The organism is Propioniciclava sp. LT432, from assembly GCF_059515965.1.
Window position 1 is genome coordinate 19,807 of sequence record NZ_JCAKNE010000024.1, and the last position, 18,931, is coordinate 38,737.

Annotated in this window: 17 protein-coding genes and 1 tRNA gene; 10 read left to right on the forward strand and 8 right to left on the reverse strand. The window is 70.3% G+C overall.

Going from position 1 to position 18,931, the window contains the following annotated elements; all coding sequences use genetic code 11:
* Positions 1 to 38: 38 nt before the first annotated feature.
* Positions 39 to 200, reverse strand: a complete 162-nt coding sequence (locus tag AC5YDV_RS14070) for a DUF5679 domain-containing protein (RefSeq protein ID WP_496184151.1) — start codon at positions 198 to 200, stop codon at positions 39 to 41.
* Positions 201 to 463: 263 nt separating this feature from the next.
* Here AC5YDV_RS14070 and AC5YDV_RS14075 point away from each other — a divergent pair, with 263 nt between their 5' ends.
* On the forward strand, positions 464 to 991 hold the full coding sequence (locus tag AC5YDV_RS14075) for a M48 metallopeptidase family protein (RefSeq protein WP_496184150.1): 528 nt from the start codon (positions 464 to 466) through the stop codon (positions 989 to 991).
* Positions 992 to 993: 2 nt separating this feature from the next.
* On the opposite strand, the gene AC5YDV_RS14080 is transcribed toward AC5YDV_RS14075, so the two are convergent.
* Entirely contained in the window at positions 994 to 2,358 is a 1,365-nt protein-coding gene (locus AC5YDV_RS14080; RefSeq protein WP_496184149.1) for a zinc-dependent metalloprotease, read from the reverse strand.
* An 83-nt stretch (positions 2,359 to 2,441) separates the two neighbouring features.
* Between AC5YDV_RS14080 and AC5YDV_RS14085 the strand changes: the two genes are divergently transcribed.
* Genes AC5YDV_RS14085 through AC5YDV_RS14095 form a run of 3 tightly spaced genes read left to right on the forward strand, consistent with a single transcriptional unit; the run spans position 2,442 to position 6,956 of the window.
* Positions 2,442 to 3,491 (forward strand): YlbL family protein, encoded by a 1,050-nt coding sequence (locus tag AC5YDV_RS14085; protein WP_496184148.1) that lies wholly within the window; start codon positions 2,442 to 2,444, stop codon positions 3,489 to 3,491.
* Positions 3,488 to 4,006 carry a PPA1309 family protein gene (locus tag AC5YDV_RS14090; RefSeq protein ID WP_496184147.1) on the forward strand — a complete coding sequence of 173 codons (519 nt, stop codon included), beginning with the start codon at positions 3,488 to 3,490 and terminating at the stop codon, positions 4,004 to 4,006. The genes AC5YDV_RS14085 and AC5YDV_RS14090 overlap by 4 nt, the downstream gene beginning before the upstream one ends.
* 43 nt (positions 4,007 to 4,049) lie before the next feature.
* Positions 4,050 to 6,956: a UPF0182 family membrane protein gene (locus AC5YDV_RS14095; RefSeq protein WP_496184146.1), complete on the forward strand. Its 2,907-nt coding sequence runs from the start codon at positions 4,050 to 4,052 to the stop codon at positions 6,954 to 6,956.
* Positions 6,957 to 6,994: 38 nt separating this feature from the next.
* On the opposite strand, the gene AC5YDV_RS14100 is transcribed toward AC5YDV_RS14095, so the two are convergent.
* The 3 genes from AC5YDV_RS14100 to AC5YDV_RS14110 all read right to left on the reverse strand — a co-directional run bounded on the left by AC5YDV_RS14100 (position 6,995) and on the right by AC5YDV_RS14110 (position 9,829).
* Complete coding sequence (locus AC5YDV_RS14100) at positions 6,995 to 8,338, reverse strand: M16 family metallopeptidase (RefSeq protein WP_496192511.1); 1,344 nt, start codon at positions 8,336 to 8,338, stop codon at positions 6,995 to 6,997.
* A gap of 8 nt (positions 8,339 to 8,346) precedes the next feature.
* Positions 8,347 to 9,639 (reverse strand): M16 family metallopeptidase, encoded by a 1,293-nt coding sequence (locus tag AC5YDV_RS14105; RefSeq protein WP_496184144.1) that lies wholly within the window; start codon positions 9,637 to 9,639, stop codon positions 8,347 to 8,349.
* Positions 9,640 to 9,752: 113 nt separating this feature from the next.
* Positions 9,753 to 9,829 (reverse strand) — tRNA-Met (locus AC5YDV_RS14110).
* A gap of 116 nt (positions 9,830 to 9,945) precedes the next feature.
* Between AC5YDV_RS14110 and AC5YDV_RS14115 the strand changes: the two genes are divergently transcribed.
* From AC5YDV_RS14115 to serA, 6 genes are read left to right on the forward strand one after another with little or no spacing between them, the layout of a single operon-like run.
* Positions 9,946 to 11,550, forward strand: a complete 1,605-nt coding sequence (locus tag AC5YDV_RS14115; RefSeq protein ID WP_496184143.1) for an ABC transporter substrate-binding protein — start codon at positions 9,946 to 9,948, stop codon at positions 11,548 to 11,550.
* A 6-nt stretch (positions 11,551 to 11,556) separates the two neighbouring features.
* Positions 11,557 to 12,510 carry an ABC transporter permease gene (locus AC5YDV_RS14120; protein ID WP_496184142.1) on the forward strand — a complete coding sequence of 318 codons (954 nt, stop codon included), beginning with the start codon at positions 11,557 to 11,559 and terminating at the stop codon, positions 12,508 to 12,510.
* Entirely contained in the window at positions 12,507 to 13,319 is an 813-nt protein-coding gene (locus AC5YDV_RS14125; RefSeq protein WP_496184141.1) for an ABC transporter permease, read from the forward strand. The genes AC5YDV_RS14120 and AC5YDV_RS14125 overlap by 4 nt, the downstream gene beginning before the upstream one ends.
* Positions 13,316 to 14,185, forward strand: a complete 870-nt coding sequence (locus AC5YDV_RS14130) for an ABC transporter ATP-binding protein (RefSeq protein WP_496184140.1) — start codon at positions 13,316 to 13,318, stop codon at positions 14,183 to 14,185. The genes AC5YDV_RS14125 and AC5YDV_RS14130 overlap by 4 nt, the downstream gene beginning before the upstream one ends.
* Entirely contained in the window at positions 14,182 to 14,973 is a 792-nt protein-coding gene (locus AC5YDV_RS14135) for an ABC transporter ATP-binding protein (protein WP_496184139.1), read from the forward strand. Before AC5YDV_RS14130 ends, AC5YDV_RS14135 begins: the two co-directional genes overlap by 4 nt.
* Positions 14,974 to 14,983: 10 nt before the next feature.
* A complete protein-coding gene (gene serA / locus AC5YDV_RS14140; RefSeq protein WP_496184138.1) occupies positions 14,984 to 16,174 on the forward strand; it encodes a phosphoglycerate dehydrogenase in 1,191 nt (396 codons plus the stop codon).
* Positions 16,175 to 16,189: 15 nt separating this feature from the next.
* Here serA and AC5YDV_RS14145 read toward each other — a convergent pair whose 3' ends face one another.
* From AC5YDV_RS14145 to rsgA, 3 genes are read right to left on the reverse strand one after another with little or no spacing between them, the layout of a single operon-like run.
* Complete coding sequence (locus tag AC5YDV_RS14145; RefSeq protein WP_496184137.1) at positions 16,190 to 17,041, reverse strand: hypothetical protein; 852 nt, start codon at positions 17,039 to 17,041, stop codon at positions 16,190 to 16,192.
* Positions 17,042 to 17,061: 20 nt separating this feature from the next.
* Complete coding sequence (locus AC5YDV_RS14150; protein ID WP_496184136.1) at positions 17,062 to 17,883, reverse strand: inositol monophosphatase family protein; 822 nt, start codon at positions 17,881 to 17,883, stop codon at positions 17,062 to 17,064.
* A gap of 42 nt (positions 17,884 to 17,925) precedes the next feature.
* Positions 17,926 to 18,921 (reverse strand): ribosome small subunit-dependent GTPase A, encoded by a 996-nt coding sequence (gene rsgA, locus AC5YDV_RS14155; RefSeq protein WP_496184168.1) that lies wholly within the window; start codon positions 18,919 to 18,921, stop codon positions 17,926 to 17,928.
* Positions 18,922 to 18,931: the final 10 nt, after the last annotated feature.

Below are 18,931 nucleotides of genomic sequence, written 5' to 3' on the forward strand. Positions count from 1 at the left end.
GAAGCCCGGTGCCCCTCAGGAACTCGTGTGCCCGGCGGTCAGGCCTTGGGCAGGAAGCGGGTGAGGTTCGTGCCGCAGACGGGGCACTTGGCCTTGGCGATGCGGGTGCCCTTCTCGTTGACCGAGATGGCGCCCTCCGCCTCGCGGTGGTCCTTGCACTTCACGCAGTAGAACTTGCCGCTGTAGGTGTCGTTCGACACGGTTTCCTCCTGGCTGTTCGGTTCCCCCACCGGAGCAACCCGCTGGGACTAACCCGTACAGCATAGGGCAGCCTCCGCCTTTCATGCGTGGCGACAAGGCAAGACCCCCGGGTGTGTCGGACACCTGCCTTCCCCTGCGGGTATCCGACCCTCCGGGGGTCCTGCGGACAAACTAGTGGGCCGTCGCCCGCCGGTCAACCGGCGGCCCGCCCGCGAATCCAGTCCAAAGCGAAATGTCAGGACCGCGTCCTACCCTCGTGTGCATGGCGGATGAGAACTACGAGGTGCGCTCCTCGGCGCGCAGGACGCGCACGATGACGGCTTTCCGTGAGGGGGGAGCGCTCGTGGTCGTGGTGCCCGAGCACATGAGCCAGCGGCAGCGACGCCAGTTGGTGCCGGGTCTGGTGGAGCGGTTCCTGGCCAAGGAGGCCACGCAGCGTCCGCCACGAGCCGATGCCGAGCTCACGGAGCGCGCGGTGGAGCTCTACCGCACCTGGATCGCGCCGCATGCGTCCGGTCCGGAGCCGGCGATCGGGGTCCGCTGGGTCGGCAACATGGCGTCCCGCTGGGGGTCCTGCACGGTCCAGACCGGCGAGATCCGCATCAGCGACCGACTGCTCACGATGCCGAACTGGGTGGTCGACTACGTGCTGCTCCACGAGGTCGCCCACCTGGAGGAGCGCCAGCACGGCACACGCTTTTGGCAACTCGTGAACGCGCACGTGGATTCCGCCCGCGCGCGCGGCTTCCTCGAGGGTGTGGACTTCGCGCGGCGGAACCCCGAGAAGTGAGGTCAGCCCCTCCCGGGCTCCTGGCCTTGGTCCGTGCCGCCGCCCCGCTCCTCCTCGATGAGGCGGGCCAACTGGGCGTCGAGGTCGTCCAGCGCCGCGGGAGCGGCCTCGGCGACGTGCCCGTGGGCGGCGAAGCCGAGCGGGTCGTCGAGGTCCGCGCCCGTCGGGACGAGGTCCGGGTGCGACCAGACCGCCTCGCGTGCCTCGATGCCCTTCGCGGAGCGCACCGCTGCCCACAGGTTCGCCGCGTCCCGGACGCGGCGCGGCCGGAGCTCGAGGTTGAGCAGCGTCTTCAGCGCCGCCTCGGACGGGCCTCCGGACGCACGGCGTCGTCGGACCATCTCCAGGAGGGCGTCGGCGCGCGGCATGAACATCGCGGTGGTCTGCGACACCACGTCGTCGACCCACCCCTCGACATCGGCGACCAGGGTCTCGAGCCGACCGAGGATCTCGACCTGCTCCGGTGTCAGCGCGGGTTGGAAGAGCCGTCCCGCCATCTGCTGGCCGAACTCCTCCATGCGTTCGGGGGTCAGGCCCCCCTGCATCTGGGCCTCCATCGCCTCCTCGAACGCGGTGGCGTCGATCGTGATGTGGCGCGCGTAGTGCTCGATGAGGGCGAGCATCTGCGGCGCCAGCCACGCGACGTTGGCGAACAGGCGCTGGCGGGCTGCCTCGCGGAGGGCGAGGTAGAGACGCACGTCGGACAACGGCTCGTCGAGGCCCTCGGCGAAGCGGGCGATGTTGGTCGGCAGCAGGGCGACCACGGGCTTGCTGGTCAGGGGGAGGCCGAGGTCGGAGCCGGTGAGCACGTCCGTCGCCAGCTGGCCGATGCCCTGGCCGACCTGGGCCGACAGCATGCCCGTGGCAGCCATCTTCATCATCGGCTCCATCATCGACATCATCCCCGCGGCCTCGGGCTCGGCCCGCTTCATCAGGCCACCGACGGCTGTCGCCAGGGAGTTCGACACGCTGCCGGCGAGCTGTTCCCAGGTGGCGATGGTTCCCTCGACCCACTCCGCGCGACTCCAGGTGGCCGCCGGGGCGTTGGTCCGGTCGAAGGCGGTGTGCTGGTCGAGCCACAGGTCGGCGAGGGCGACCGTGTCGCGGATCGCGACGGCTTCGGACGCCGAGGGGCTCGGGTCCGGCCCTGCCCCCGCGGTCACCTTGCGGGCGATGTCCTTGATGAAGGTCCAGTTGAGCCCGTCCCCGCTCCCGGATCCCATCGCGGACATCTGGCGGCTGAACTGCTGCATGGCCTGCTGGAGCGGGCCGATGAGCTGGTTGAGGTCGAAGGTCCCGTCCGGCCCGGGTTGGATCCCGAACTGGCGGAGGAACTCCTCCATGGGGTTGTGGTCCTCGGCTGCCATCGTGGCACTCCCTTTCCTCGACCCATCCATTGTGGGGCATGGGGCAAACGGACGTCGGAAGGCGTCCCTGTAGGATCATTCCCATGACCAAGCAGACGTGGACCGCCGCCGTGTCCGCCCTGCTGTTCGTGGTCGCGGCGGCGTTCGTCGCCATGTGGCCCGTCGACTTCGTCACGGTGTCCCCGGGAGCCACCCACGACCTCCTGGCCCAGAGCGAGGGAGCCCCCGTCGTCTCGGTCCAGGACCTGGAGACCTTTCCCGCAACCGGCAAGATCCTGGTGACGACCACCTCGATGACACGCTCGGACTCACCGGTGAGTCTCCCCGAGGTCCTGTACGCCCACTGGACACCCGATCGTGACGTCTACCAGCGGGAGCACGTCTATCCGACCCGCATCTCGCAGTCCGAGTTGCGTGCCCGCGAGGCGCAGCAGATGACCGCGTCCCAGTCGGACGCCGCCGCAGCGGCCCTGCGCGCCGCCGGGAACGAGGTGGAGCAGATCCCCATGGTGCAATCCGTCTCCAGCACCGGGCCCGCCGCCGACAAGTTGTTCCCCGGCGACTTCGTGCTGGCCATCGACGACACCCCGACCCCCACCGTCGCCGACGCACGCGCGGCCATCGAGAGCCGCACCATCGGCCAGGAGGTCCTGTTCCGGGTGCTGCGCGACCGTGAGGTGCTCGTGGTCAAGGTCGACACGGCTCCGTCCAAGACCAACGTCGGCGTGCCGGTGTGGGGCGGCAACCTGGTCATGGGGTACAGCTACACGCCCCGGGTCCACATCGCTCTCGACCCGTCCATCGGTGGGTCCAGCGCCGGACTGATGATGGCCGTGGCCATCTTCGACACCATCACGCCCGGCGACCTCGTCGGTGGGCGGACGATCGCGGGGACCGGCGCGATCGACGGGGCCGGCACGGTGTCGACCGTCTCCGGGGTTCGTGAGAAGGTTTCGGGAGCCGAGCGGGACGGCGCGGACTTCTTCTTCCTGCCCGCCGCCAACTGCGGTGACCTCGCGGGCCATCCCTCCACCGTCCGGTTGGTGAGCGTCGAGACCCTGGAGGACACCATCAATTCCCTCGAGATGTTGGGCGACCCGGCCACCGAGGGTCTCGTGAAGGGATGCGCATGACCAACGACGCCCTGGCGGCGGCACTGCTGGAGATCGAACGCCACGTCACGCACGGCGGTTGGGACCAGCCGGCCCGGCTGTTCGCGCTGGTGCCCACGGGTGAACTGCTCGCGGCAGAGCCCTCGCTGGCCGCGCAGTTGTCCCGTCCGGGCGGCATTCCCGACGGCGCCCTGAGTTCCATCGAGCAGGATGGCTTCCACACCGGGGCCGACCTCATGGAGGACCTGGGGCGCATCATGTGGCCCGAGACGGTGCACGGCTGCGCCATGGCGATCGAGCGCGTCTTCGTCCCGCCGCACGTGGAGGCCGACATCCCCGACGATCCCGAGGCTGCGGCCACGTTCGTCGCCGAGCACGCCGAGCGCCGCGACGTCCGCGTCGTGGTGGGCGTCACCCGAGATGGGGGCCGCTACGGCGTGGCCCGGCTCAAGAGCGACCCGGACGACCTGCTGGCGGCCGACGACCTCGTTCCCGGTCTGGCTGACGCGCTCGCGCGCACGCTGACGGCCCACTGATCCACCACCCAAGACGCCCGACAACCCAAGGAGCACTGCAGACGTGCAAGCCCCAGCATCACCCCGCCGCAGCCCCATCGTGGTGACCGCCGTCATCCTGGCTGTCGCCATCGCGGTGTTCCTGCTCGCGGCGAGCCTGTGGACCGAGAAGCTCTGGTTCGACTCGATCGGGTTCACCGGTGTCTTCCTGACGCAACTCGGCGTCCAGGTGATCCTGTTCGTCGTGGGTGCCCTCGTCGTGGGTGGGCTCCTGTGGGTCAACATGGCGGTCGCCTTCCGCCACCGGCCCCAGCACCGCCGCCGTGGCGCTTCCGCCGTCCTCGACCGCTACCGCGACCTGCTGGAGCACAACGCGGTGGTGGCGATGCTGGTGCCTGCCGTGATGTTCGGGTTCATGGCCGGGCTGTCGACCGCCACGCAGACCCTGCCGGTCCTCGCGTGGTGGAACCGCCAGACCTCCGGCGTGATCGAGCCGACGTTCGGCCTGGACACCACCTTCTTCATGCTGGAGTACCCGGTCTGGCGCTTGGCGACATCGCTGCTCATGAGCGGTCTGGTCTTCGCGTTCATCGCCGCGGTGGCCGTCCACTTCGCCGTCGGCAACCTGGCCCCGGGCCAGGAGGACGGTCGTCGGGCCACGCGCGCGGCGTCCGTCCACCTCTCCATCCTGGGTACGGCGGCACTGGTCGTCTACGGCCTGCAGAACCTGCTCGACCGCTACGCGTTGGTGCTGGAGCAGGGCACGCTCTTCACCGGCCTGCACTACACCGATGCGAATGCGCGGATGGACGCCAAGCTCGTCGTGGCGGTCATCGCCTTCATCGTCGCGGCACTGTTCGTGGTCAACATCTTCTGGCGCCGGTCGCTCGTGCCCGGCACGGGTGTCGTCCTGATGCTGGTCTCCAGCCTGATCCTGTCGATGATCTACCCGTGGATCGTCCAGACGTTCCAGGTCCGCCCCAACGAGCCGGATCGGGAGAACGACTTCATCGCCGCCCACCTCGACGCCACCAAGGACGCCTATGGCATCGCGGGCACCGAGATCACCGAGTACGAGGCCGTCACGCAGGTGGCCCCCGGGCAGCTCAAGGAGGACGCCGCCGCCCTGCCCGGTATCCGCCTCATGGATCCCCAGGTCATCGGCCCGACGTTCGACCAGCTCCAGCAGGTGCGTGGCTACTACTCGTTCCCCGACATCCTCGACATCGACCGGTACACGATCGACGGGCAGGAGACCGACGTCGTGGTGGCCGCCCGTGAGATGAACCAGGCCAACATCCCTGACCGCAACTGGAACAACATCCACACCGTCTACACGCACGGGCACGGGTTCGTGTCGGCCTATGGCAACCGTCGCCAGGGCAACGGTGAGCCGGTCTGGATCACCCGCGACATCCCGCCGGTCGGCAAGATCGAGGAGGCGCAGTCCCGCGTCTACTACGGCGAGGAGTCCGAGAGCTTCGCCATCGTGGGGCGGCAGGAGGGCCAGGCCCCGATCGAGCTGGACTCGCCGGGTGGCGCCCAGGGCGGCGGCGAGCAGTACAACGAGTACGACGGTTCGGGCGGAGTCCCCATGGGTGATCCGCTGAGCCGGTTGCTCTACGCCGCGCGCTTCGGTGACATCAACATCCTGCTGTCGGACCGGGTCAACGAGAACTCCAAGGTCCTCTACGACCGGACGCCGAAGCAACGCGTCGAGAAGGTGGCACCCTGGCTGACGGTGGACAGCAACACCTACCCGGCCATCGTCGAGGGACGCCTGGTGTGGATCGTCGACGCGTACACGACGTCGTCGACCTACCCGAACAGCCAGCGCGTCCTGCTCCGGGACGCCACGTCCACCACCCAGAGCTCGGCCCTGGGTGCGCAGCTCGACCAGCCGATCAACTACATGCGCAACTCCGTCAAGGCCGTCGTGGATGCCTACGACGGCACGGTGAAGCTGTACGCGTGGGACGAGACCGATCCGCTGCTGCGCACGTGGGAGGCCGCGTTCCCCGGCACGATCACCCCGCGCTCGGAGATCAGCGCCGACCTCCTGGACCACCTGCGCTACCCCGAGGACCTGTTCAAGGTGCAGCGTGAGATCCTCGGTCGTTACCACGTCGGCAACCCGCGCGTCTGGTACAACGGCACGGACGTCTGGCAGGTGCCGATCGACCCGGTGCAGAGCAACGAGCGCCAGAAGGAGCCTACCTACTACCTGTCGATCAAGTGGCCCGGCGACCAGCACCCCGTCTTCAGCCAGACGGCCGTGTTCGTGCCGCAGAACCGCCAGAACCTCGCCAGCTACCTGGCCGTCAACGCCGATGCCGCGAGTCCCGACTACGGGCAACTCCGGATCCTGCGCATGTCGGACCGACGCCAGATCGATGGTCCCGGGCAGACCCAGAACGCCATCACGCAGAACCCGGACGTGGCCGAGCGGCTGCTGCCCTACACGCAATCGCGCGGTTCGGCGTCCATCAAGTACGGAAACCTGCTCACCCTGCCCATGGGCAACGGCCTGCTGTACGTGGAGCCCATCTACACGGAGCGGAGCGGCAACGCCGGTGCCTACCCGGCCCTGACGTTCGTCGTCGTCCGGTTCGGTGAGCACGTGGGCATCGGGAGCACGCTCCAGGAGGCCCTCGACCGGGTGTTCGTGGGGGATGCGGGGGCCGCGACCGGCGAGTTGCCCGTCACCGAGCCGACGCCGGGGCAGACGCCGTCCGAGACGCCCGCCCCGGGGCAGGCCCCGGCCCCGGGCGAGACGCCGGCACCGTCCGACACCACCGCCCCGACCGGCGTGGTCGACGAGGCGGCTGCGATCGCAGCGCTGACCAAGGCCGACCAGGCGTTCGACTCGGCTGACCTGGCCCTGCGGTCAGGCGACCTGGCGACGTACCAGGCGAAGCTGCAGGAGGCCAAGGCCGCGACGGAGGAGGCCATGCGCGCCCTGGGGCGCTGACCGGGCACGGTGGGCCGCCTCCGCGAGGGGCTGGCCCGTCAAATCCAATCGCCGACGGGCACGATGGTGGGATCCCAACCAGCCGCCCGGATCTGACCCTCCAGGACGCCGGCGTCCCCGACGACGACCAGGGAGCCGGAGTCGACGCCGAGCAGGTCGACGGCGGCAGCGGACGCGCTGTCGGGGGTCACCTTGCGGTAGGCGGCCAGCTGTGAGTCGATGGCGTCCGCGCCCAGGCCGGCACCCAGCAGGCTCAGGACACCGACGGTCACCCCCGTCGCCGTGGCGTACCGCAGGGGGGTGGTCCCGACGATGTAGTCCCGGGCCCGGGCCACCTCTTCCTTCGTGATGGGGTTGGCCGCCACGTCGAGCAGGGAGGGCATCAGGGACAGCGCCTCGCCGACCACCTCGTTGCGGAAGGAGCCGTAGGTGGAGGAGTAGCCACCGCTGCGCATGGGGGAGTTGAGCAGGCTGACGCCGTAGCTGAAGCCCTTCTCCTCGCGCAGCACACGGTTGAGGCGACTGAGGTAGGCCCCGCCGAGCGCGTTCGTCGCGACCTGGAGGGCGGCCCAGCGGGCGTCACGTCGGTCGATGGTGAACCAGCCGCGACGGATGTCGGCCTGGACCGAGCCCGGTCGGTCGATGAGCCACGCCGCGCCTGGGCGGGCCTGGGGCACCTCGTGGGTGCTGCGTTCCTGGGCGGGGCACTCCCAGGCGCTGAAGATGTCGATGACGTCGTCGAGGACGCCGTGGTCGTAGTCGCCCGACATGACCAGGACGGCGCCGTGCGGTCCGTTGGTGGCGTGGTGGTAGGCGCGCACATCGGCTCCCGTGACCTCACCGATCACCCCGGGCAGGCCGACCCTGCTGCGTGAGGCCCGGAAGGCCTGGTCAACCAGCGCCCGGCGCAGGGCGTGGTTGGCGCGACCCGACCCGGTGGCGAGCTGCTGCTCCAATTGAGCCACCTGGAGTCGACGGTGCCGCTCGACGTCCCTGTCGGCCAATTGGGGTTCCATCACGGCTTCCGCCAGCAGCCGGATTGCGGTGCGCAGGTGCGCGCCCGGGACGTCGGCCAGGAGGTGGACGTGGCTGTAGCCGACGGTGGGCTCCAGCACGGCGCCGGAGGCCTCCACGGCCTCGGCGAAGGTGGTGCCCGGGTGCGTGAGGGAGCCCTCAGTGAGCGTGCTCGCGGTGAGAATGGACACACCTTCGCGACTGTTCGGCTCGCTGTTCAGCGGCACGTCGAGCAGCAGCCCGACGGAGACGACGTACTGGCCGGGCAAGTTGTGCAGGATGACGCGGAGCCCGTTGTCGAGCAGGAAGGTGCGCCCGCGCGGGAAGGACCACGGACCAGGGGGCCGAACTCTCGGGCGCCTCGGCAACCTGACCACTATTCGCCTCCCAACGGTCCGCGTCGGTACTCGAGCACGGCACGCGCCTCCGGGTCCAACCACGCCCGGGCGGCATCCCGGACCTCGTCGGCGCCGATGCTCGTGTACTCGACGATGCGCATGTTGACCCGGGCAGGGTCGTTGAACATGGTGGTGTAGCCGCTCAACAGGTCGGCGCGGGACTCGAGGCGGGAGCACTCGGCCAGCCACTCCCGCTCGAACTGGACACGGACCCGCTGCAGTTCGGGCTCGGTCGGACCCGCCTCGCAGAAGCGGGCGACCTCCTCGCACAGGGCGGTCTCGATCGTCGCGAGGTCCTGGCCCTCGAGCGCACGGGCATACGCCATGCCCAGGGAGTTGGCGCGCACCAACGCGATTGAGGATGAGCCGGCCCCCGAGCACGTGGCGTCGTCGCGCACGAGGCGCTTGTACAGCCGCGATGTCTCGCTGCCGCCGAGCACCGTGAGGGCGATGTCCACGGCGTCCGCCTCGCGAGAGCCCCGCGAGGGCGTCCGCCACTGGACGTAAAGCATGTCGGCCGGGACGGGTGCGGACGTCACCCTGCGCGGGACCCCGGAGTGGGGCGGCAGGACAGCGAGGTCGGCGCGGGCCGGCACCGGACGGCAGGGCAGCTTGCCGAAGTACTTGCGGGCCTTCGCCACCCCGTCCTCGACGGTGACGTCGCCGACGAGGGTGAGGACCGCGTTGCTGGGGGAGTACCACGTGGAGAAGAACGCGTGCGCGTCGCTGAGCGCAGCCGCGTCGAGGTCGTCCATGGACCCGATGACGGTGTGCCCGTAGGGGTGGTCGGGGGGGAAGGCAAGCGCCAGCAGGTGGTCGACGGTGTCGCCGTAGGGTGCGTTGTCGTAGCGCTGCCGCTTCTCCTCCTTGACGACTTCGCGCTGGGTGTCGAGGTTCTCCTGCGTGAGGGCGGGCAGGAGGTTGCCCATGCGGTCGGCCTCGAGCCAGAGGGCGAGGTCGAGCACCCCGGTCGGCACGGCCTCGAAGTAGTTCGTCCGGTCGAACCACGTGGTCGCGTTCCCGGTGGCACCGGACGCCTGCAGGGCGTTGAAGTGCTCCCCGGAGGGAACGTTCTCCGACCCTTGGAACATGACGTGCTCGAACAGGTGCGCGAGACCCGTTCGCCCGGGCTCCTCGTCGCGTGAGCCGACGTCGTACCACAGGTTGACCGCCACGAACGGGACGGCGTGGTCGGGGCTCACGATCACGCGGAGGCCGTTGGGCAGCGTCTCCTCATGGATCGGGTACCCGAGTGGAACAGCGGTGGTCATCCGCCCATCCAAGCACAAGGGCCAAGAACACACGGCAGGACGAGCAACCGGATCGGGCAAATGGCCGGGGTGTGCGAAAGGCCCGGGCTCCCTGAGGGCCGGGCCTTTCGTGTTGGTAGCGGGGAGGGGATTTGAACCCCTGACCTCTAGGTTATGAGCCTAGCGAGCTACCGAGCTGCTCCACCCCGCGTCGTTGTTGCTTGGACTACTCTAGCCCACACCTCGGGGAATCCCAAAATCGGGGAGTCAGAGTGCGGTGCAGTAGGCTTGCCGCGCTCGCAGGTGGCGGTGATCCGGAGGATTCGAATGGCGAAGTCGGTGTTGGTGAGGACGCGTCGGCGTCGCGCGCTCGGGGCAGCGCTGGCCGCTGTCGCCCTGCTGCTGACGGCATGTTCGGGTGGGGCTTCCAACCTGCCGTCCTCGCCCTCGAACGTCCCTGCGACCGAGAACCCCGCAGCGGTGAAGACGCTCGTGATCGGAGCGACGGCCGAGCCCCCCACCCTCGACCCGACCGCGACGGACGCCGCGGCCCCGGCCCAAGCCCTGCTCTACAACGTCTACGAGACCCTGGTGAAGGTGGACGCGGACGGTCAGCTCAAGCCCCTGCTGGCCCAGGCGTGGGACGTCACCGAGGACCGCCTCACCTACACGTTCAAGCTCAACCCCCTCGCCAAGTTCGCGGACGGCTCGCCGATCACCGCCGACGCGGTGGTGCAGAACGTCGAGCGCATCCGGACCGGGGAGTCGGCACCCAAGTTGAAGCGGCAGTTGGCGGACGTCGTCGAGACCGAGGCCGTGGATCCCGGCACCGTCGCCATCACGCTCGCCAAGCCCAACGCCTTCTGGCTGTACGACATGGCAGGGGCGGCGGGCATTGTGATGAACCCGGCCGGCTTCGCCGAGGCCGGATCGAAGACGGCGGGCTCCGGCCCGCTCGCCCTCGGCACCTGGCTCCCGGGGGACAGCATCACGCTGGCCCGTAACACGAACTACTGGGGCACCCCGGTTCGCTTCGACGAGGTCACGTTCCGGTACTTCCGGGATCCCAACGCGATGACCGCCGCGATGCTGACCGACCAGATCGACGTCATCTCCAACCTGCAGGCGCCCGAGGCCGTCGCGCAGTTCTCCGACACCTCCCGCTTCACCGTGATCGAGGGCCTCACCGACGGTGAGGTGACCATGGGCATCAACAACGGGTATGTCCTGCCCGATGCGCCGGCGGGTTACGTCCAGGGCACGGGCAACCCCGCGCTGCAGGACGTTCGGGTGCGGCGCGCGATCACCCAGGCCATCGACAAGAAGGCGCTGGTCGAGACGGTGTGGGGCGGCAAGGGCGTCCCGATCGGCTCGATGGCGACCCCTCTGGCTGACTACTACGAGGACCTCACGGGCCTTTACCCGTACAACCCCGAGGAGTCCAAGCGGCTGCTGGCGGAGGCGGGCCACCCGCAGCTCACGCTGCGCCTGAGGCCCGCCGCGCTGCCGTACGCCAGCAAGGCGGCCCAGTTCATCTCCTCCCAGCTCAGCGCCGTCGGGATCACCGCGCAGGTGGAGGAACTCCAGTTCCCGGCCCGCTGGGTCGACACGGTGCTCACCAAGGCCGACTACGACCTGACGATCGTCGCCCACGTGGAGCCGCGCGACGTCGCCACGTTCGCCAACCCCGCGTACTACTGGCGCTACGACAACCCCGCCGTCCAGCAGGAGGTCGCGGCTGCGGCGGCCGGTTCGTTGGAGGAGTCCCCGGGCCACCTCCGGGCCGCCGCCCGCCTCATCGCCGAGGACGCCGCCGCCGTCTGGCTCTTCAGCCTGCCGAACCTCGTCGTCACGCGAGCGGGCATCACCGGGGTTCCGCAGAACGCCAACAGCGCGCTGGCCTTCGACGTCACGACGATCGCCAAGGCCTAGCCTCCGGTGGCCCGCCAAGTCCTGGCGCGGCTGGGCATCTTCGCTCTCAGCCTGGCACTCGCCTCAGCGTTGATCTTCGTGATCACCCAGGCGTTGCCCGGCGACGTGGCCGCCGTGATCCTGGGGCACGGGGCCACGCCCGAACAGCTGGCGGCCAAGAGGGCCCAACTGGGCACGGACCGGCCGTTCCCGGTGCAGTACCTGGAGTGGGTCACCGGAGTCCTCACGGGTGACCTCGGTCGCTCGTGGCTGTCGGGCCTTCCCGTCCGGACGCTCATCGCACCGCGGATCGGGGTGACGGTCTCCCTCGTGGCCGGGGGCCTGCTGCTGGCAGTCCTCATCGCGCTGCCCCTGGGTGCCCTCGCGGCCCTCAAGCGTCGCCGGTGGCAGGGCTTCCTCACGTCCGCTGCCGCCCAGGCCGGCATGGCCATCCCCGCATTCTGGGCCGGCATCCTGTTGGTGTTCGTGTTCAGCGTGAGCCTGGGCTGGCTGCCGGCCAGTGGGTACGTCCGACTCGGGAGCGACCCCCTCGAGTGGGCACGCCACCTCGTCCTCCCGGTGGTCTCGCTGGGCATGGTCCAGTCGGCCGTGCTGATCCGCTACGTCCGCTCGGCCTTCCTCGAGGTCCTTGCCGAGGACTACTACCGCACCGCCCGATCGATCGGCTGGACGCGCTGGCGGGCGCTCGCGCGCCACGGCGTCCGCAACGCCGCCCTGTCCCTGGTCACTGTGCTCGGATTGCAGTTGGCCTCCGTCATCGTGGGCGCCATCGTCATCGAGCGGGTCTTCGTCCTACCCGGCCTGGGGTCGCTGCTGCTGGACATGGTGAGCCAGAACGACCTGGTGGTCGTCCGGGGGGTCGTGATGCTGCTCGTGTTGGCGGTGCTCGTCATCAACGCCCTGGTCGACATCAGCTACGTCTTCATCGACCCCCGCCTGCGGGCTCGGGAGTCGTCGTGAAGCGCGCGGAACTCTGGGTCGGCCTGGTCCTGGTCATCGGTGTGATGGGCATGGCCCTGCTGTCGTTCGTCTGGACGCCGTTCAGCGCGACCGCCGTCGGGTCGGCCCCGCGTCTCCTGCCCCCGGGATGGCCGCACGTGTTGGGAACCGACCACATGGGCATCGACACCCTCAGCCGCATCCTCGTCGGGGCGCGGTCGGCGCTGTACGTCGGCGTCATCGCCGTCGGGATCGCGGCCCTGGGCGGGGTCCCGCTCGGGATCGTCACCGCTTGGCTACCGCGCTGGCCCGCCGAGGCGGTGATGCGGACGGTGGACGTGGCGTACGCGTTCCCGGCGCTGCTGCTGGCGATCGTGCTCGCCGGGGTGTTCGGGGGGTCCACGGAGACGGCGATGGTCGCGATCGGCCTGGCCACGATCCCCGCGTTCATCCGCGTCACGCGGGCCGCCACCCTGTCGGTGCTGGCGTCCGACTACGTGCTGGCGGCGCGGGCCTCCGGGACCCCGGTCGGGGGGATCGCGGTCCGGCACGTCCTGCCCAACATCGCCCCCATGATCGGCGTCCAGGCGTCGGTGAGCTTCGCCATCGCGATCCTGGCCGAGGCGGCGCTGTCCTACCTCGGGTTGGGCACCCCGCCGACCGTGCCGTCGTGGGGACGGATGCTCGGGGACGCCCAGACGTACCTGTTCGCCCACCCCAGCCAGGCCGTCTGGCCCGGTCTGGCGATCGCGGCGGCCGTGCTCGGGTTCAACCTCGTCGGCGACGGCCTGCGGGACTTCCTCGACCCGAAGCTGCAGGAGGTCGCGTGAACCCTGCGACCAGTTCCGGGACCGACCCGCACGCGCAGCCCCCGTTGCTGCAGGTGCGTGACCTGTCGGTCTCCTTCGGGCACAAGCCGCCCGTGGTGAAGGGACTCGACTTCGACCTCGCCGCTGGGCAGCGCCTCGGGATCATCGGGGAGTCGGGCTCCGGCAAGACCGTCACCGCGCTCGCCATCATGGGGCTCCTGCCCGAGTACGCGCGTGTGACCGGCTCGATCCGGCTCCGCGGGCAGGAACTCGTCGGTCTCACCGACCGCGAGCTGTCCCGTCTGCGGGGGGATCGGATGGGCATGATCTTCCAGGAGCCCATGACGGCGTTGGACCCGACGATGATGGCGGGCCGCCAGATCGCCGAGGCGTTCCGCCTGCACCGCGACCGGGACGCCGGCCGTGCCCGGAACGCCGTCATCAGCATGCTCGACGCCGTCGGGTTCACCGAGGCGGAACGCATCGCCGACAGCTACCCGCACCAGCTCTCCGGCGGGCAGCGCCAGCGCGTCGTCACCGCGATGGCCCTGGTCAACCGCCCGGACCTCGTCATCTGCGACGAGCCGACCACGGCCCTGGACGTCACCGTCCAGGCGACGGTCCTGCGGGTCCTCGACGAGGTGCTGGACGCCGTGGGCGCAAGTTGTCTGTTCATCAGCCACGACCTCGCCGTGGTGTCCCAGCTGTGCTCCGACGTGCTCGTGATGCTGGACGGCGAGGTCGTCGAGCGGGGAAGCGCGGAGCGGGTCTTCAGCAGCCCCCAACACCCGTACGCCGCGGGCCTCGTCGCCACCGCCCGGCTCGACCTTCTGGAACCCGGCACCCGACTGCCCACCGTCGCCGAGCACATGCGGGGGGGCCGATGAAGGACGAGCCCCTCTTCGAGGTCGAGCACCTCACCCGGGTGTACCACACCGGGCGCCGGAAGGTGCTGGCCCTCGATGACGTCAGCCTGACGGTCGCGCCCGGCCAACGCCTGGGCATCGTGGGGGAGTCCGGCTCGGGCAAGTCCACCCTCGTCCGCCTCATGGCGGGCCTCGACAGGCCGACGTCGGGCACCGTCCGCTTCGACGGCCGACCGGTCTCGGGCGTGCTGGAGCGTGAGCTCGGCTTCCTGCGGGCGGCCGTCCAGTTCGTCTTCCAGGACCCCCGCAGCTCGCTCAATCCCCGCATGCGGGTCGGCGACATCGTGGCGGAGCCGCTCCGGAGCCCCCGGGTGCGGCGCGAACTCGGCGCCGTCGACCAGCGCCGGCGTGTCGCCGAGGTGCTGGACGCCGTGGGGCTCCCCGCCGACGCCGCGTCACGGTTCCCGCACGCGTTCTCCGGCGGACAGCGTCAGCGCATCGCGATCGCCCGCGCCCTGGCACCGAACCCGCGCGTGATCATCGCCGACGAGGCCGTGTCGGCCCTGGACGTGTCCGTCCGCGCCACGGTGCTCAACCTCCTGATGTGCCTGGTCGACGAGCTCGGCTTGACGCTGCTCTTCGTGAGCCACGACCTGTCCGTGGTTCGCCACGTCTGCCCGGACGCCGTCGTGCTGCAGGCCGGCAGGATCGTCGAGGCCGGACCCTCGACGCGGCTGTTCAGCGCCCCCGAGCACCCCTACACCGCCCGACTGGTGGCCGCGATCCCGACGTTCCGCCACAGAACGTAGAATGCCCCGGGTGAAGGCGCTCCTCCTCGAGAACATCCATCCCTCCGGCGTCCGGCTCCTCCAGGAACGCGGGTACGAGGTGGAGACCGTGCCCGGCGCCCTGGGTGAGGACGACCTCATCGCGGCCCTCGACGGTGTCGACCTGCTGGGGATCCGGTCCAACACGCAGCTCACCTCGAAGGTCATCGACTCCGCGCCCCACCTGCGCGCGGTCGGCGCGTTCTGCATCGGCACCAACCAGATCGCTCTGGAGGAGGCCACCCATCGAGGGGTGGCGGTCTTCAACGCCCCGTTCAGCAACACCCGGTCCGTGGTGGAGCTGGCCATCGGCGAGATCATCGCCATGGCGCGCCACCTGACCGACCACAACGCCCGCATGCACTCCGGAGAGTGGTCGAAGTCCGCGAAGGGGTCACACGAGATCCGGGGGCGGTCGCTGGGCATCGTGGGCTACGGCAACATCGGGTCGCAGCTGTCCGTGGTCGCGGAGTCGCTGGGCATGCGCGTCCTCTTCTACGACATCGTCGACCGGCTCGCCCTGGGCAACGCCCGCCGCATGGGCTCCCTGGAGGAGCTGCTCGCCGAGGCCGAGACGATCACGCTGCACGTGGACGGCCGGGCCGCGAACCGCGGGTTCTGGGGCGACCACGAGTTCTCGCTGATGCGGCCCCGCTCGCTGTTCCTCAACCTGTCCCGCGGGTTCGTGGTCGACACCGAGGCCCTCAAGCGCCACCTCGACTCCGGCCACCTGGCGGGTGCGGCCATCGACGTCTTCGAGACCGAGCCGAAGAAGAACGGTCCCGGCTGGGAGCACCCGCTGCGCGGCACCCCGAACGTCATCCTGACGCCGCACGTCGCCGGATCGACCGAGGAGGCCCAGGAGAACATCGGCCACTTCGTCGCCAACAAGTTGGCCGACTACGCCGAGAACGGCTCCACCGTCCTGTCGGTGAACCTGCCGGCCGTGCAGGCCCAAGCCCCGCACGCGCGCCGCATCATGCATCTGCACCGCAACGTCCCGGGTGTGCTGGCGAAGATCAACACGATTTTTGCCGAGCACGGCACGAACATCGAGGGCCAGACCCTCGCCACGCGTGGCCAGACCGGCTACGTCGTCCTGGACATCGCCGGCGAGGTGTCGGACGCCGTCGTGGCAGCCCTGACGGCCATGCCCGAGGCTATCCGCGTCGAGGTGCGCTGACCGGGTCGACGCCGGTCAGGGCCTGCGGACCGTCGGGGCCGACCCGTCGATCCGCGCCAGGAACCGCAGCACGGCGGGTTGCCACGTGGAGTCACCCTGACCGTCGCTGACGAGCTCGCGCCACGTGGTCAACACGTGCTCCTGGATCGCGATGACGTCGGCGGGCGCCACCACCGGTGAGTCGACGAAGAGGGCCCGGGTGAAGTCCAGCACGTCCGCCTCGGTGACATCCCCGGGGGTGAGGCGACCCATGGCGTACAGCGCGGCCGGGATGCAGTTCACGCTGTGCTGCTTGATGTAGAGCACCGTCTCGGCGATCTCGACCGCGCCGTCGAACAGCGGGCCGTCCAGCTCGGACGCCGTGGCCGCATCGGCGCCCAGCTCGCGGTGGGTGCGCCGGTAGAACGTCCAGGCCAGGACGACGACCATGATGTGCAGGCTCGGTACGCAGAGCAGGTGGGGGTCGAACGCGTGGATCGCGAGGAACCGGCCCCTCAGGTAGCGCGGTCGCCTCGTGGTGGACATCGTGGTCGAGTAGACCCCGGACGCCTCGCGGTAGGCGCGCGTGATGAGCCCGAGGAACTCCACCGCGGCGCGTCGCTGGGCCCCTGCCCCGAACCGGCGGCGGATGTCGCCGAGGGGACGGATCCAGAACGCGATGAAGTCCAGGTAGGCGCCGATCCGCTCGGGGGCGAACGGGACGCGCTCGTCGAGGGGGTGGTCGACGTCGACGACGGGTACCCTCCGAAGGCCCAGGCGTACGGAGAACTGCAGCCAGAAGAACTCCACCAGGACGGTCCCGAGGAATCCCAGGACCGCGCGCAGCGCGTCCGGGTGACGGACGACCTGCGCGGCGACGACCGGCACCGGCACCGGCTTGCGCGCGCTCAGGGGAGTGGGTCCAGCTCGGTGGTGGGCTCGACGAGCGTCAGCGCGTCGGCCACCGCGTCGTGGAGTCGGCCGTTCGTGGCGAGCGCGCCGGGTCCGGCGACGCCGTCCACCCCGTCGATGTTGGTGAACCGGCCGCCCGCCTCGCGGACGATGACGTCGAGGGCGGCCATGTCGTGCAGTGCGAGGTCCGGCTCGGTGGCGATGTCGACCGCGCCCTCGGCGACCAGCATGTAGCTCCAGAAGTCACCGTAGGCGCGCGTCCGCCAACACTCGCGCATCAGGTCGACGAAGCCCTGGCCGCGACCGGAGGAGACCCACCCGTGGATCGACGAGTACGACAGCGACGCATGGGTGATGTCGTCGACGGCCGAGACCTGCAGGCGCGTGGCGTTGGCCAGCGACTTGCCCGTGTAGGCGCCGCCGCCCTGGGAGGCCCACCAGCGGCGCTGGAGGGCCGGCGCCGAGACCAGCCCCACGACGACCCGGCCGCCCTCCATGAGCGCGATGAGCGTGGCCCAGACGGGCACGCCCCGGACGAAGTTGCTGGTGCCGTCGATCGGGTCGATCACCCAGCGGCGCGGGCCCCAGCCGGAGTCCTCGCGCTCCTCACCGTGCACGGCGTCCCGCGGGCGCGCCCGCTTGAGGGTGGCGCGCAGCGCGTCCTCGACGGCGAGGTCGGCGTCGGTGACCTCGGTGAGGTCGGGCTTGCTGGTCACCGTCAAGTCCTGGGCCTTGAAGCGGGCCAAGGAGATCGCGTCGGCGGTGTCGGCGAGGACGTGGGCGAGGCGCACGTCGTCGACGTAGGAGGGCTCCGGCATGCCTCCACCCTAGTGGTCGGGGCACCGACGGCCCGGTACGGCTCACTCCCAGGAAGGCGGGCTCGTCCAGACCTTCTCCATGCGGCGGAACGACTCCAGCCGCTCGGGACGCAGGCGGCCGTCGGCCACGGCGACGTCCAGCGCGCACTCGGGCGCGGTCGAGTCATGGAGACAGCCGCGGGGACACTGAGCGACGAGCGCGGCCAGGTCGTCGAACGCGGCGAGGATCGAGTCGGTGGTCACGTGCGACAGCCCGAAGGAGCGGACGCCCGGGGTGTCGATCACCCAGCCGCCCGGCTCCGGCAGCTCCAGCGCGATCGCCGAGGTCGAGGTGTGGCGTCCGCGCCCCGTGTGCTCGTTGACGAGGCCGGTGGTCCGGCGCGCCTCCGGGATGAGGGCGTTGACCAGCGTCGACTTCCCGACGCCGGAGTGTCCGACGAAGACCGTGCGGTGGTCCGCCAGCAACGCGCGCAGGTGGGACAGGTCGGCGCCCGGCTGCACGACGATGGCGTCGACGTCCAGGCCGGCGTAGGCGGCCAGGAGGTCGTCGGCGGAGGCCAGGTCGGCCTTGGTCAGCACGAGGATCGGCACCAGGCCCGCGTCGTACGCCCCCACCACGATGCGGTCGATCATGCCCATCCGGGGAGGGGGGTCGGCCAGGGCGGTCACGATCGCGAGTTGGTCGGCGTTCGCGACGATGGGGCGCTCGAACGGGTCGTCGTCATCGGCGGTGCGTCGCAGCACGGTGTCCCGCTCGAGCACCTCGACGATGCGCGCCAAGGTGCCCTCGTCGCCGGACGTGTCGCCCACCACACGGACACGGTCGCCCACGATCACACCCTTGCGGCCCAGCTGGCGCGCCTTGGCCGCCAGCACGCGCCGTTTTCCCTGCTCGTTGTCGAGGTCGACGGTGTAGCGGCCCCGGTCCACGGTGATGACGAGTCCCACCTCGGCGTCCGAGTAATCCGGGCGGTCCTTCGTCCGCGGTCGGGTGCGGCGCTGGGGGCGTCCGAAACCGTCGTGCTCGTCGCGCTCCATCGAGCGCCGG